The sequence below is a fragment of the Streptomyces sp. V4I2 genome, assembly GCF_030817655.1.
GTDB classification, from domain to species: domain Bacteria; phylum Actinomycetota; class Actinomycetes; order Streptomycetales; family Streptomycetaceae; genus Streptomyces; species Streptomyces plumbiresistens.
Genome location: NZ_JAUSZM010000004.1, coordinates 233,195 through 247,750 on the forward strand (window position 1 = coordinate 233,195; position 14,556 = coordinate 247,750).

Genomic DNA, 14,556 nt, shown 5'->3' on the forward strand with positions numbered 1-14,556 from the left:
ACAGAAGGAGAACCGAACATGACGGACCGTGAACTGGTCTCCGAAGTGAACAGGCGCGGGTACGCGGTCATCTCCACCCCAGTGACCGCTGGCGACCCGTTCGAGGCACACAAGCGCGTCGCCCAATCGCTGGGGCTGCCTGACGCCTATACACCTCTGCTCTACAGGGACACGGAAGTCCGTTCCGCGGTGGGCCAGGTGGGGCCGTACAACGAGATACCCCGGGACAGCACATCAGTGCCGCCGTGGTCCGAGAGGCCAGGGCAACGCTTCCATGTGGACGGGCTGCTGGAACCACTCGGCAAAATCAAGACCACCGTTCTTCACTGCCTCACCCAGGCGCATTCCGGCGGCGAGACGGAGCTGTTCTTCTCCTGCGACGCCTTCATGGACCTGTCGGCGACCCATGAGGAGGCCGCGCAGAGCCTTCTCCACCCTGCGGCCTTGACACGCTTCGCGACCATCTCGGAGTCAGCCCCCACCCGCCTACGCGCCACAGGGCCAGCCTTCGGCCGGGTAGACGGAGCACTGGCCACCCGCTTCTCGGACGGGCCGACCGAACTCTGGAACACCTCGGAGAACCCCGACCTGCAAAGGGCACTCGACTACCTGCGCGGGCCAGCTCTGGAAACACATCGTGTGCAGGTCCGTCTCGCGCCGGGCGACATGCTGATCTTCCGAAACGACCGACTCTCACATCGCGGCTGCGCTTACCAGAATGGCGTTCACCCCCGCCGGCTCACACGTTCCATGTACAGAAGTGCACCGCGCCAGCGAACGTCCCACAGGTATAGCAAAGAACAGGTGCCCGAGACTTGATCGCCGCCTGCACGCAGGCCCGACACACAAGCTCGCAGCATGCTCTATGGTCGAACGCGGCTGGAGGGGCAGGGGGTCTCGACGCCAGAAGGGTGAACGGACCAATGCTGGAGAAACGCCGAGTCGCTGTTTTCGGTGCGGGCTACATCGGCCTGGTGACCGGCGCCTGCTTCGCGCAGCTGGGGCATGACGTCGTCGTCCGTGACATTCAAAAGGAGCGCATCGACATTCTCCAGAACGGCGGCCTCCCGATCCATGAGGACGGGTTGGGCGAGTTGATCGCGGAGAACGCCGACCGTCTGACGTTCACCCTCGACGCTGAGGAAGCCGTCCGGGATTCGGACGTCGTGTACGTGTGCGTGGACACCCCTCCAACACCGTCCGGAGACGCCGACCTGTCCAGGATTTGGCAGGTCATCAGCACATTGCGCGAGGCCCGTCATCTGGCCGCGGTGGTGGTCAAGAGCACGGTTCCCGTGGGTACCGGTGCGCGGGTCAGGGCCGCGATGGACCGCGCGGGACTCCAGCACGTCGGGTACGCCTCGAACCCCGAGTTCACCGCAGAGGGACAGGCGGTGCGCGACTTCATGCACCCCGACCGCGTGGTGATCGGTGCCGATGACCCCGAGATCGCGAAGCTGGTCGCGCAACTCCACGAGGGTGTGGACGGACCGGTCGTCGAGATGGACATTCCGTCAGCGGAAATGGTGAAGCTGGCCGCCAACGCACTCCTGGCCACGAAGATCAGTTTTGCCAATGAGATCGCCACGATCTGCGAGGCGACAGGAGCCGACGTTGAGCACGTTGTTCAGGCGGTGGGCCTCGACCACCGGCTCGGACCTCACTACATGAAGCCCGGTGTGGGGTGGGGCGGCAGCTGCTTTCCCAAGGACTCCCGGGCACTGCGCGCCATGGCCAGCAATTCCGGGTACTCGTTCCAGATGCTCAGCTCCGTGATCGAGGTGAACGACCTCCAGCCGCGACGGGCTATCCAACGGTTGAAGGACGAGCTGGACGGCTTTCTCGCTGACCGGACCGTCGCTCTCTTGGGCATCGCTTTCAAGCCGGGAACGGATGACGTACGCGAGGCCCCGAGCACGATCCTCGCCTCCCGGCTCCTGGCCGAGGGTGCTGCGGTCCGCTGCTGGGACCCGCTCGCCCGCTCGCTCGATACCGCTCCGTGGTCGTCGACCACTCGTTACGCCACGCCTCTGGAAGCAATGACCGGCGCGGACGCGGTGATCATCGTGACGGACTGGCCGGAGCTGCGGGACGTCGCCTGGGACCGGGCTGCGGCCGCGATGACCCGCCCGTTGATGTTCGACGGACGCAATCTGCTCGAACCACAGCGGATGGGCTCGCTCGGCTTCACCTACATGAGCGTGGGCCGAAGAACCGTTCGTGGCACGGCGTGACGTGAGACCTCCGGCCCGTTCGGCGTCTCGCACGGCCGCCGTCCTCGCACGGCTGCGAGCCCGCGTGTAACGCGCCTGCTCGAACGAAGTCGCGCTTTCCCGCGACGACTTCATCCGCAGACCGCGCACGTCGGCAACGGGTGTGGCACCGTGGACCTCAGGCCGGGTCCCTCACTCCCCCCGTGGTGACGGACCCGGCCTCTTGCGCGCCGCCGACCAGAGCCCGCTCCGGCGGAGAGTCTCTGCGAGGCCCTGCCGCAGATCGACGTACATGCGCACCCGCACGCCGGGCTGGCCGGGATCGCGGGTGGTGCGGTCGATGGCCGTGGCCCATGTCCGGGCGAGCGCGCTCTGGAAGGTGTTCACGGTGTCGTCGTCCCGGCCCGCCACATCGATGACGAGCAGGCCGGGTTCGGACAGATGCGTTTCTTGAATCGGGTCCACGTCTGTCAGTACGTGTTCGTGCACGGCAGGGTTCTCCGCAAGTGCCGGATTCACCCGACCGAGTTCGTCTCACGGCACCGTCGGGCGGACCGGCCGGGAGACCGTCATGGGGGCAGTCTCCTGCTGAAGCGCTCCATCGATCGGCGGGCGGAAGGCGACGCGTTGATCGCGAGGGCGGCGGGGTAGAGCACGTTGTGCCCGTACCGGGCCCGGGCACGGTCGGCGACGGCCTCGATCGCCAGCGGCTTGTCGTCGCGCTGGTCGAGGGTGAGTTGCCGAGTGGCCCGGTCGGCGGGGCGAAGGGCATCGGCGCGCAGTGCGATGCTGCGGACCCGGGCGCGCTGGAGACCGAGGGATTCGTAGACCGTGTACGCGGCGCGGGCCAGGAGGACGGTGTGCTGGGTGGCTTCGGGCAGGGTGCGGCTGCGGCGGGTGTCGCTCAGGTCGGCGTAGCGGACGGTGCAGGTCAGACCCGTCGCGATCTGGCCGGAGGCGCGGAGGCGGGCGCCGAGGTCGTCGGCGAGGGCGAGCAGGGCGCGCCGGTGCTGGGCGGGGTCGAGTTCGGCGCGGTCGAAGCGGTGCTCGGCGTGGATGCTCGCCGGCGTCGGGGTGGGGTCCACGATGGTGGTGTCGCGCCCGAGGGCGCGCTCGTGGAGGGCGCGGCCGGCTCGGGCGCCGAGGAGGCGCTGCAGGGTGAGCTGAGGGACGTCGGCGACGTCGCCGACGGTGCGCAAGCCGTACTCGGCGAGTGTCGCGGCCGCCTTTGCGCCCACGCCTGGCACCTCCCGGACCGGACGGGGCCGCAGGAACGCTGTGATCGCCTCGGGGGAGTCGTCGATAACAGTGCGCCGCCCGGGCGGGGTGAGCGCGCAGGCCATCGCCGCGAGCAGCCGGTTCGGCGCCGTACCTGCCGAACTGCGCAGGCCGAAGTAGGCGAGCACACGCAACTGAACGAGTTCGGTCAGCCCTCGGGCGTCGCGCTTGAAGTACGGAATCGCGCCGACGAGATCGAGCACAGCCATGTCCGGCTCGATCATCTGCACCCGCGGCGTGATGTTCTCCATCAGCCGACGCAGCCGCTCGGGGAGTTCCGCGTCGTGAACGGCCGGGATCTCGAAGCGGAGGTGGAGGACGTGTCGGGACCCCGGGCAACTGCATCCGATGCGCGATGCAGTTGCTCGTGAGCTGTCGGCCTGCGTCATCGTAGATCTCCGTGCTGGTGCCTGCCTGCCCTCAGTCCGCGAGTCACAGTTCAACCAGATAGCCGGGCTCGACCCCGTCAACGGTTTGGATTGCGGTGCCGGACGTGACCCACACAGACGTGGGCCGGTCGCCAACCGGGATCTGGAAGATCCCGTGTACCGGGCCTTTGCTTCCGGGGTTGATGCCGAACGTGGGCCCGGTCTGCCCCTTGCTGTTCCAATACTGTGCGTAGTCCGAGGCGATGTCGGTGTCCTTCTGGGTCTGGCTGTAGGCGACGTCCCCGACGTTGAGGCTGACCGGGTTGTCGGCGTTCCAGACCAACTCTCGCTTCCCGACGTTCACCGCTTCCATGGCGACGACGCAGTACTGCTTCCCGCCTTCCGGCGTCGGGCTCGATGTGGGTGCACCAACGGAGTCGGCGGCATACGCGATGACCGCAGGATCCAAAGGCTTCCCGCACGTCACGCTACGGACGGTGATCTGGAATTCGTCCTGCTGGCTGGTGTCCTTGAAGGAAATCGTGATCTTGAACGGCTCCCCCTTCCGAGGCGTGCCGAGCACCTGCGCGCCGGGTGGGGCGCCGACGGGGGCACTGCTGCTTGCGACCTTGGACGGCGCGCTGCTTGGGCTGTCCGGTGCGGTGTTCGTGTCGTTGTCGGAGCAGGCCGTCATCGCCCCGAGCGCCATGGCCACACCGACGGCCAGCAAGGATCGTTCACGAGAACTCATACGAATGTCCTTTGCCACGACGCTTGGGGACCCGTTTACATGCTGGTTTGCTACGCCCGTACCTGCGCGGTAGACGGGTGCGTCTGGAGCAACCCGGGCGGCGCCGGCCGCAGGGACAATTCGAATAGCCCGGCATGGTGATCACCCTGCGCTTCCCTGGCTTCGGTGACCGAGCCGTTTCAGGTCTGCCGAGCGGGTGCCGGCGGGCTGGAGGTCGGCGTACGGGTGCAGCCGGGCGCCGGCGGTGCCGTCGGCGAGGGTGCGCTGCGGTGCGGCCGGCTGGGCCGGGGTGGGGGAGGGAGCCGTACGGCCGAGCAGGTCGAGGGCGGCCTGGGGGCCGTGGTCGCGGCGTGCCTGGGCTACGGCGTCCAGGTCCCAGACCATTTCGCCGACCACCGTGCGGCGCGGGCCGCGCGCGGTGACGGTGCCGCGTACCAGGAGCAGGCCGCAGTGGAACACGGTGTGTGCGACCTGCTCGTGGGAGTCCTCGAAGAACGCGATGTCGACCAGACCGGAGCCGTCTTCCAAGGTCACGAAGATGACCCGTTTCCCGGACGGGATGGGCGGAGTCTGGGTGGAGGCGCGTACCCCGGCGACGAGGACTTTCTGGCCGGGGACCATGCCGCGCAGGTGCGCGGCGTCGGTGGCGCCGAGCTCGTTCAGCAGCCGGTGGTGGTGCTCCATCAGGTGGTGGGTGACATCAATCGACAGCGTCTCGAGCTCAGCGGTCAGCTTGTCCCGGCTGGTCATCTCCGGCAGGCCGCTCGGCTCCGCGGTCACCAGCTCGCCGCCCAGCGGCAGTTGCCCGTCGCTGGCGGCGCGGGCCCGGGACTGCCGGTGCAGTTCGGTGGCCTGCAGCAGCAGGTCCCGCCGTGTGAGATCCCCGGAGTTCGGGCCGAGTGCCCCGATGCGGATCAGGCGTTGAGCAAGGGGCAGGGAGGGGCGGGCGCGCTGCCACAGGTCCTGCAGGCCGGTGTAGGGCTGCCCGGCGACCAGACGGGCAACCTCAGCTTCACTGATGCCCTTCACCGTGGAGAAGGCCAGCCGCACGCCCAGGCCCTGCTCGGTCTGCTCGACACTGTGCACCGCCCGGGAGTGGTTGACGTCGACGTTCAACACCGGCACACCGTGGCGGCGGGCGTCAGCGACCAGGACCCGGCGCGGCCACATGCCCGGGTCGTGTTCCAGCAGCCCCGCATACAGATACGCCGGGAAGTGCGCCTTCAAGTACGCGGACTGCAGGGCCGGGACAGCGAACGCCACGGCGTGAGCCCTGCAAAAGCCGTAGGCCCCGAAGGACGAGACGATCTCCCACACCTCGTCCAGCACAGCCGTGCTGTATCCGCGTTCGCCGGCGGTATGGCGGAACCACTCTTCTACCTTCGCCAGCCGGTCGGGGTCGGCGAGGGCGCGGCGGGCGACGTCGCCGGCGGCCCGGTCGCAGCCGGTCATCGTCGTGAGGATCGCGATGATCTGCTCGTGCCAGATCACCACCCCGTAGGTGTCGTTGAGGACCGGCTCCAGGTCCGGATGCGGGTAACGGGGAGCTGCGCCGTGCCGGGCGGCGATGTACAACGCGGGCATGCCCCCGGACACGGGTCCGGGCCGGAACAGGGAGATGTCGGCCACGACGTCCTGCATGTGGCGGGGCTGGAGACGTCCCACCAGATCTTGCTGGCCGGGCGACTCAAGCTGGAACAGGCCCACGGTGTCGGAGGCCTGGATGAGTTCGAAGGCGAGGCGGTCGTTGAGGTCGACGTGGTCGGCGTTGTCGAGATCGAGCTGGCGGCCGGTGGTGCGGCGGATCTCGGCGACCGCGTGCGCCATCGCACTCTGCATGCGGACCCCGAGGACGTCCAGTTTCAGGAGACCGAGATCTTCGACGTCCTCCTTGTCGGCCTGCACCATCGCGTAGCCCGCCGGGGTCGGCTGCACCGGAAGCCGGTCCAGCAGCGCCGCGTTCGACAGGATGACCCCGCACGGGTGCATGGCGTAGCCGCGGGGCAGCGCGTCCAGGCCTTCGGCGAGCTCCCACAGCGGCCCGAACTTCCCTGCTTGAGAGGCCAGTTGCCGCAGCTCGGGCAGCTCGGCCAGAGCGGCGCGGATGTCCCGGGCCCGGATGTGCGGGAAGCTCTTGGCGATCTCACCCACGACCTGGGGCGGGATCCCCAGGGCGAGCCCGGTGTCCCGCAGTGCGTGCCGGGCCCGGTACGTCTCGGGCATGCCGGTGACCGCGGTCCGCTCCCGCCCGAACCGCTTGATGATCGCGTCGTACACCTCAAGGCGCCGCTCGGACTCCACATCGAGGTCGATGTCCGGCAGCGACGTGCGGCGCTCGCTCAGGAACCTTTCGAACAACAGCCGGTGCTCAAGAGGATTGGCCGTGGCCACGAACAAGCTGTGGTTGACCATGGAACCGGCACCGGACCCCCGCGCGGCGACCCGGATCCCCAGCGCCCGAGTATCCGCGACCACCTGCGCCACGGCCAGGAAGTACCCCTCGAAGCCCAGCCGGCCGATGACCTCCAGCTCGTAGTCCATCTGCCGCACCGCGCGCACGTCCCGCTCCAGGCCGCGGGCGACCATCCCGGCCTCGCACCGCTGCCGCAGCAGCCGCATCGCCGACCCCCGCTCGCCGGTGGCGCCCACGACGGACGGCTCGGGGAAGTGGGGGGTGCCCAGGCCAAGGTCGGCCGGGGTGAGAGTGCACGACTGGCCGGTGGACTCGGTCTCGGCGAGCAGGCGTGCGGCGCGGGCGGGGTCGTCGCCGACGGCCTGGGCGATCCGCTCAGCGACCGCGGACATTGCGGCCGGGCCCTTCAGCCACCGCTCCCCGCCGTCCAGGTGCCGACGGTCGACGGGCCGCAGCAGCCGGGCCGCGTCGAGCACGTCGGCCAGACGGTGCTGATCGGGGTCGGCGTAGCGGACCGCGTTCGACAGGACAGTGCGGACGCGGAGCTGGTCGGCCAGGCCCACGGTGCGCGCGGCCAGCCGCAGTGATCCCGCGCCGGTGCCCTGGCGTCCCAGGTACACCGTCTCCAGCCGCAGCCGTTCTCCTGCGAGGTCTCGCCACGGTGCGAGCAGCTGCTCGGCGACGTCGGGACGGCCGGCGGACAGGGCCCGCACCGGTTCGGAGGCCGGGCCGAGCAGGATCACCAGGTCGGCGTCGGCGTGCTCGCGCAGTACCGGCCAGGACACGACCGGCAGGCCTCCGTCCGCTGCGGCGTGCGCGGCGGACACGAGATGGCACAGCCGCGCCCACCCGGCCGCGTTCTGTGCGAGCAGGGTGATCCGCAGCGGCGGCTCGATCACGTGCGCGCCTCCGCGCGCCGGCGTACGCGACCGTCCGGTGGCCGGGTCGGGCGACGTGAGCGGGGCGACAGCGACGTCGACGCCGAAGACGGGGCGGATACCGGCGGCCGCAGCGGCGGTGGCGAAGCGGACCGTGCCCGCGACGGTGTCCCGGTCGGTCAGTGCGAGCGTCGTCATCCCGCGTTCGGCAGCACGTTGCACGAGAGCGCCGGGGAGCGATGCGCCGTAGCGGGCCGAATAGCCGGAGGCGACGTGCAGATGAGTAAATCCACCGCTGCGCACCTCCTGCCTCTCGTTCGCCCCTCCCCCTGACCGGTGTCCCTCCAGGTCTCCACCATAACCGAAAACCGAAAATTTGTTCGAAGATGCGGCGCGGCGTTCTCTACGTGTCGCCCGAGCGGTGCGAGATCCGTGCTCGCCTCCTAGGCCTTCCCCTGCCTACGGGGCTCCGGTGAGCGTGGGGGACGGGGTCCAGCGGGGATGATCTGCGCGCGACACCAGAGCAGGCAGACACTCTGTGTCATTATCGGACACACAGAGTAACGTCCGTTAAGGGAGTCGCCATGCCTATGCTGCTCATCAAGGGCTCGTTCAAGGTGTCGGAGAAGGCCAAACCGGACGGCGACACCGTCTCGTTCATCCCGGACAACGTGGCCGACTGGAAGCTCGTACCCGGGAGCAAGCCGATCCTGCCCGCCGCCGACGGCCACGCCAACATCCGGCTCGAAGGCATCGACGCGCTGGAGACCCACTACGGGGGCAACTACGGACCGGACCAGCACCAACCGATCGACCTCGCGCACCAGGCCGCGGACGAACTGCTCACGTTCCTCGGCTTCACCAGCATCGTCCGCAATCCGGACGAGACCGTCACCCTCACCCCCACCAGCGTGCCCGGCTTCATCCTCACCCGAGGCTCCGACATCTACGGCCGCTGCGTGGCCCTGGTCGGCCGCGGCACCCCGCCCGGGTGCAGCGGCTACGAGATCAACGTCAGTGACGCCCTGCTGAAGAAGACCGCAAACCACCACCTGCTCTCGCTCGGCCTGGCCTACCCGACCTTCTACACCGGCTTTCCCGTCTCCCTGCGCACGGTCCTCGCCGCCGCCGCCCAGCAGGCCCGTCAGTCCACACCGCCATTGGGCGTGTGGGCCAAGGACGTGACGCAGTCCGGAGTGAAGATCACCGGAATGGCCTCGCTCACGGCCGACGACGGAGCGGTCATCCTCCCGAAGCTGTTCCGCCGACTGAAGGAATACCTGGACCTCAACCCCACAAGCCCGTCCCTGGCCTGCCTCACCTCCTACCTGGGCGGAGGCGCCGACAAGTTCCACATGCCGCCGACCTCAAAGGAGATCACCGGCCTGCAAAACGCCATCGAGATCACCAACGGCAACACCGTGAGGATGACCCACCAGCCCGAAGAGATCATCTTCGTCGAAAAGTAAACGGCCGGAGCCGGCCGGCCATGACCAATGCGCGGTGAGTCTCTCCAGAGCCGCTCCTGCAGCGGGAGTCACCACACCACGGCAGGTCAGCGCTCTGGCACACCCTTGACGTCAGTGGCCGCCCGCTCTGCTCAGGTGCCTGATACCGGCGGTGCTTTTAGGCTGGGATGGCTCGGGGCGCACTGGAGGTCTCGCATGCCCCGAACGATATGGTCCGGCGCGATCAGCTTCGGTCTAGTGACCATCCCCGTCCGCGTTGCGTCTGCGACCGAGAACCACTCGATCCAGTTCCACCAGTACCACCTGGAGGACATGGGCCGGGTGCGGGTGCGGAAGATCTGCGACCTGGAGGACCGCGAGATCCCCCAGTCCGAGATCGGCAAGGGCTACGAGTACGCCAAGGACCAGATAGTGGCCATCTCGGATGCGGAGTTGCGGGAGCTGCCACTGCCCACGGCGAAGGCGATTGAGATCCAGGCCTTCGTGCCGCTCGAGTCGATCGACCCGATGCGCATCGCTGAGGGCTACTACCTGGTGCCGGACGGAGCTGTGGCGGCGAAGCCGTACAAGCTGCTGCGCCAGGCCCTGGGCCGGTCGTCGAAAGTGGCGATCGCCAAATATGCCTGGTCAGGCCGGGAACGCCTGGGTCTGCTGCGGTTGCGTGAGGAGGCGATCGTCCTGCATGCGATGCGCTGGCCGGACGAGGTCCGTGATCCGGCGGCCGTCGACCCGCCGCACGAGACAGTCTCGGACGAGGAGATCGAGGGGGCGCTCGCTCTGATGGAGTCGATGTCCCGCGACGACCTCGACGGGCCGGAGTTCGAGGACGCCTACACCGACGCCCTGGCGAAGATTATCGAGGCGAAGCGGGAAGACAAGCCCCTGCCCGATGCCCCGGAGCCGGAGCAGCCGGGCAAGGTCCTCGATCTCATGGCCGCCCTGACCGAGTCCGTCCAGCAGGCCAAGGCCTCCCGCGGCGAGGACGCCGACGTCCACGAGCTGCCGAAGAAGAAGACCGCGAAGAAGCAGCCGGCCAAGAAGACGGCGGCGAAGAAGACGGCGGCGAAGAAGACCACGAAGAAGACGGCCGCTCGCCGATCACGCAGCGCCTGACCGCATGTGTCCGGCCGTGCAGAGGCCATGCCGGTGCAGGAGGGAATGTCCGCCCGGCTGGGGCTGTTGTGGAGAGCGTGGGAGTGAAGGGGACAGTGTCCCCGGGCCTCACCTATAGCCTGCGGGGACGATCGTCCGGCTGAAGCCCCGCAGAGCGTTTCGCCGCATAGGCGACCGCCCTTCACCCCACAAAATAACGACTGTGGCCCTGACCGGAATTCTGGTCAGGGCCACACGCGTACACTCCCAAGCGCGGGTCCTGGTACGCGGCGCGAGACCAGCCGCAGCCTCATGAGTAAGGCGGCTGCCGAAGTGGTCAGCCGCCTTGCCCTGCGCTTCGTGGCCCGCTCAGCCCCGGACGATGTTCTGCGCTTGCGGCCCCTTCTGCCCCTGGCCGATGTCGAAGGTCACGTGCTCACCCTCGGTCAGCTCGCGGTAGCCGTTGCCCGCGATCTCGGAGTAGTGCGCGAAGACGTCCGGACCCCCGCCGTCCTGCTCGATGAAACCGAAGCCCTTCTCGGAGTTGAACCACTTCACGGTGCCGCTGGCCATACCGTCGATCCTTCGTTCATACCTGGGAACAGCCCGCCAATCCGGGCATGTTCCGGCCCTGCAACCGCACGAGCCTGCAGCCGTTGTACCCACGATCACTCGGCTTATCCGACCGACACCACACGCCAAGCCCGCCTGCCTCACGCCAGCAGGTCCCTCGCCCTCCACGCCATCTGCTGCGCGTAGCGAGCCCAGTACACCCGCCCTCCGTTGCCCCGGGCCCGGGATGCGTGCCGAGGCCCTAGGCATCACCGAGCCCCATGTCGCGCCCGCATACGCCGCTACACACCGCAGATGACCCGGCCAGGGGGCGGGGCCGGTGCCGCGTCTCCAGCCCGGGTCCGCGTTGTCGGCGTTACGATGCCGGGATGTAGTGGACGACGGTCGTCTGGCACGGTCCGCCGGCGTAGACGTTGATGGTGTCGATCTCGCTCTGGTCGGCGCTCAGGCCCCAGCGGAGCTTGGTCGCGGTCCATTCGGCGAGGTAGCGGCAGGTGGCGGTCGGGGCCGGCGGCATCCAGGAGCTCGGGTCCTGGTCGGCCTTCTGGCGGTTCGTCCGCGCGGTGACCGCGACCAGACTGGCGGCGGCGTCCTGGTCGTTGGCGTACGCCTCGCGCCGTGCGGCGCTCCAGGTGGAGGCGCCGGAGTCCCACGCCTCGGCGAGAGGGACCATGTGGTCGATGTCGAGCTTGGCGGGGTCGCTGACTTCTTGCTCGTCGTAGTAGGACAGCCACTCGCCGTCGGTCAGCTTGCAGCCGGCCGACACGGTCGGCGCCTCGGAGGCTTCGGCCAGGAGGACCTCGGCGCGGGTGTTGCAGCCGTCGGCCGGGTCCAGGCCGGTGTTCCAGTGCTTGAACTTGTCGCGGGTGTAGCCGGCGCGGGACTCCTCGGCGAGGGGGATCTGGCCGATCGCGTAGGAGAGCGGGAAGGTCTGCGCCGCTGCGGGGGCCGGGGCGGCGTTCGCTGCGGCGGGCGCGGCGAGCGGGGTCAGGGAGAGGGAGAGCACGAGGGCGCACAGCATGTTCTTGATCACGACGGCAGGCATAGCGGTGACCCGACCGGGCCGGTCAGTGATCAGGCTCCTTTGTCGACCGGTCGGCTGAACGGTTTCACCGCCGAACCGTTCCGCCCGGTCACCCAGTTGGCGTCGGTGCCCGCCGGTGCCACGCCCGGGGAGCAGTGCAGGCGGGATGGGCGGCGCGGACGCGGCCGGACAGCGGGCGCGCTCACCGCTGTTGCGCGCCGGGCGGGCCCTCCGCGCAACAGCGTGGCCGCGACTGCGCCCCCGTCAGTGCGGCGGTGACGTCCAGCGGGGGACGTCGGCAGGGGAGAGGTCGGGGCGTGCGCGGTGCCAGCGTGCGGGGTGGCGCCACCGGCCGGCAGCGTCGCGGGCAACGTCGACGCCGACTTCCACCACCAGCTCGGGTTCCACCCGCGTGACGTTCAGCGTCCCCCGGCTGCCCCACCCGGCGGAGAACGACCTGTCCAGGGGTGGCCGCGCCGGCTCGGAGCGAGCAGGCCGGCGACCGTGCCGCTCGCCGCCCGGGCGAGAGTGGTGGTGCGGCCGGTGTACTGCAGGCGGCCGTCCTCGTCGTATCTGCCGAGCAGCAGGCTGCTGGGGGCGGCCAGGGAGCCGGTGACCGCGCCGACGTCACCGATCGCCGGGAGACGACGAAGAAGCCGACCTTGTGTTTCCGTCTGCCGAGCGGCGCCAGGGGTAGCTGTTCCAGCCGTCGTCCAGCACCTTGATGCGGGACCGAGCGTGGCTGGTGAAGGCTTCGCTCAGTCCGTAGGCGGAGCGTTGCGGGGCACGGCCGGAGCCGGTGCAGGGCGCCATCCGTGGGGACGGGAACGCGCCCCAGGTGGGGTCCCGGTCCACCCTTAGGACCAGGACCCCATTCGAACGACCCGGACGACCGACGATGGGGAACGTCCGTGTGTCGTTGCCGGAGCGCGGACTAGATCAAGCCGACCGCTGACAACGAAGCGCCCACTGCGGCATCCGGCAGAGTGTGACTATGGTCAAGGCTCTTCAGTACAGCCCCGCTACGAGGAACCTGATCAACATGAAAAGTTGACCAGTTCCGGCACCTTGGACACGTGCGGCCAATCAGAAACGGACGCAGGAGATGGAGTCCGTGCTCGCGGTCAATCAGATACAGGCTGTCAGGCTCAAGGTCGTTGCGGCCGCTCGAGATGGTGTTGGTCGGGACTACCGGGTGGTCACCCATCATGCTCCGGAAGTCCACCGTCGCGGACCCTAGCAACTGATCCCACCGCACGTCCGTGAAGTGCGCCAGGCGCAGGTCGGCGAGAAAGCGCGCCCGGTCCAACAGTTTGGATAGATCAGCATGAGCGCCACTCAGGGCAGCGGGAAGTTCTACGGGGTCGGGGCCACGGTGGTGTGCCACGGCATTGCGCTGATCATAGAGCCGCTTGCGCGCCGCTACGGTCTCGGAACCTGCGAGCAGGGAACCGAACTCGTGTAGGGGGTGTTCCGCAGGTAGCGTTCTCCGCTTACGTCCGCTGACGATCTCCTCAAGAACCGCAACCCATTCCCCGAACCCGGGACCTGTGCGCCCCCCTGCCAGTTTCTCCCGGATAGCGCGCACGGAGCTGAGCTCGATGCCCGCCTCACGGGCGAGCGCCGCGACTATCAGGGCACTGTAGCCGCACAGGATCTCGGCGGTGGCGAGCACCGCCTCATAGGCTTCTTTCGGTTCACCGGCGCTCATCCGCACTTCCACTTCTCGCCAGCGCGCGGCGATCGGAAATGGAAAACGTGTACGGATGATGTAGCCAAACTCATCCAACTGTGTTGCCGCTTCGACTCGCAGCCGTAGTGTCTGTCCAGAAGCGATGATCCGCTCACGCGCCTGAACGACATTCCGGTCACGGAAAGCCGAGTGGAGTAGCTGAGTAGCGGCACGTCGCCAATCGCTCATCCGCTCTTGAACGATGGCCAGATCGTCCAAGGCCGCAGCTAGAGCGTCATCCAGGGCTGGGATTTCGAGGTTCACCAGCTCGCTCCGCTTCACACGGACGATTTCGGCTGTTCCGATAGCGATCGCCCGGAGGTCCGAGGAGCGCAAGAAAGCAAGAACCCACCGCACGTACCCGGGATCGAGTGGCTTATGGGCGCGCAGCACCAGCACGTATTCACTCGTAACAGCTGGTAGGTCTGCTTCCGTAACCACTGCGGCCCTGATGGTGCCGTCTGCAGCGAGAACCTCTGTCGCAACGATGTCGCCGACCTCGAGCCGCGGCAGGCTATCCGGAGGCACCACCCAACTGCTCGTCGGATCGGGGGCGGCGAGCGAACCGTCGTATCCGATGTCGCGGGCCACCACGATGCGAAGCGCTCCGGGCGTGCCCGCAGGGACCTTTTCGCGTTTGAATCGGAGCCCGCCCACCTGGCTAAACAGCGAGCCCAGCGGAGACCCGCTGGCCTCAACGGCTCCATCTGAGTCAGTGCTCCCCACGGTGCCCCCCGACATCCCGCCCTACCTGTGGCGAGCCAG

Annotated in this window: 11 protein-coding genes; 4 read left to right on the plus strand and 7 right to left on the minus strand. The window is 68.5% G+C overall.

Features of this window, described 5'->3' with window-relative positions:
• Window positions 1-18 precede the first annotated feature (18 nt).
• Entirely contained in the window at window positions 19-819 is an 801-nt protein-coding gene (locus QFZ76_RS51265) for a TauD/TfdA family dioxygenase (protein ID WP_307680623.1), read from the plus strand.
• A 104-nt stretch (window positions 820-923) separates the two neighbouring features.
• The gene (locus QFZ76_RS51270; RefSeq protein ID WP_307680624.1) at window positions 924-2,234 is read left to right on the plus strand and encodes a UDP-glucose/GDP-mannose dehydrogenase family protein; all 1,311 of its coding nucleotides are present in this window, start codon (window positions 924-926) and stop codon (window positions 2,232-2,234) included.
• A gap of 171 nt (window positions 2,235-2,405) precedes the next feature.
• Here QFZ76_RS51270 and QFZ76_RS51275 read toward each other — a convergent pair whose 3' ends face one another.
• From QFZ76_RS51275 to QFZ76_RS51290, 4 genes are all read right to left on the minus strand, one after another.
• Window positions 2,406-2,678 carry a DUF6207 family protein gene (locus tag QFZ76_RS51275; RefSeq protein ID WP_307680625.1) on the minus strand — a complete coding sequence of 91 codons (273 nt, stop codon included), beginning with the start codon at window positions 2,676-2,678 and terminating at the stop codon, window positions 2,406-2,408.
• Window positions 2,679-2,782: 104 nt separating this feature from the next.
• Window positions 2,783-3,880 carry a hypothetical protein gene (locus QFZ76_RS51280; RefSeq protein ID WP_307680626.1) on the minus strand — a complete coding sequence of 366 codons (1,098 nt, stop codon included), beginning with the start codon at window positions 3,878-3,880 and terminating at the stop codon, window positions 2,783-2,785.
• A gap of 43 nt (window positions 3,881-3,923) precedes the next feature.
• Window positions 3,924-4,610, minus strand: a complete 687-nt coding sequence (locus tag QFZ76_RS51285; protein WP_307680627.1) for a hypothetical protein — start codon at window positions 4,608-4,610, stop codon at window positions 3,924-3,926.
• A gap of 141 nt (window positions 4,611-4,751) precedes the next feature.
• Entirely contained in the window at window positions 4,752-8,204 is a 3,453-nt protein-coding gene (locus tag QFZ76_RS51290) for a DNA polymerase III subunit alpha (protein WP_307680628.1), read from the minus strand.
• 281 nt (window positions 8,205-8,485) lie between these two features.
• On the opposite strand from QFZ76_RS51290, the gene QFZ76_RS51295 reads away from it, so the two are divergent.
• Together QFZ76_RS51295 and QFZ76_RS51300 are read left to right on the plus strand one after the other, a co-directional pair.
• Window positions 8,486-9,370 carry a nuclease gene (locus QFZ76_RS51295; protein ID WP_307680629.1) on the plus strand — a complete coding sequence of 295 codons (885 nt, stop codon included), beginning with the start codon at window positions 8,486-8,488 and terminating at the stop codon, window positions 9,368-9,370.
• Between the two features lie 195 nt (window positions 9,371-9,565).
• Window positions 9,566-10,483, plus strand: coding sequence for a Ku protein (locus QFZ76_RS51300; RefSeq protein ID WP_307680630.1), 918 nt, complete (start codon window positions 9,566-9,568; stop codon window positions 10,481-10,483).
• Window positions 10,484-10,831: 348 nt separating this feature from the next.
• Here the strand turns inward: QFZ76_RS51300 and QFZ76_RS51305 are convergent, their stop codons facing one another.
• From QFZ76_RS51305 to QFZ76_RS51315, 3 genes are all read right to left on the minus strand, one after another.
• Window positions 10,832-11,035, minus strand: a complete 204-nt coding sequence (locus tag QFZ76_RS51305; RefSeq protein WP_097276311.1) for a cold-shock protein — start codon at window positions 11,033-11,035, stop codon at window positions 10,832-10,834.
• 355 nt (window positions 11,036-11,390) lie between these two features.
• On the minus strand, window positions 11,391-12,080 hold the full coding sequence (locus tag QFZ76_RS51310; RefSeq protein ID WP_307680631.1) for an HNH endonuclease family protein: 690 nt from the start codon (window positions 12,078-12,080) through the stop codon (window positions 11,391-11,393).
• A gap of 913 nt (window positions 12,081-12,993) precedes the next feature.
• Entirely contained in the window at window positions 12,994-14,385 is a 1,392-nt protein-coding gene (locus QFZ76_RS51315; protein ID WP_307680632.1) for a restriction endonuclease, read from the minus strand.
• Window positions 14,386-14,556: the final 171 nt, after the last annotated feature.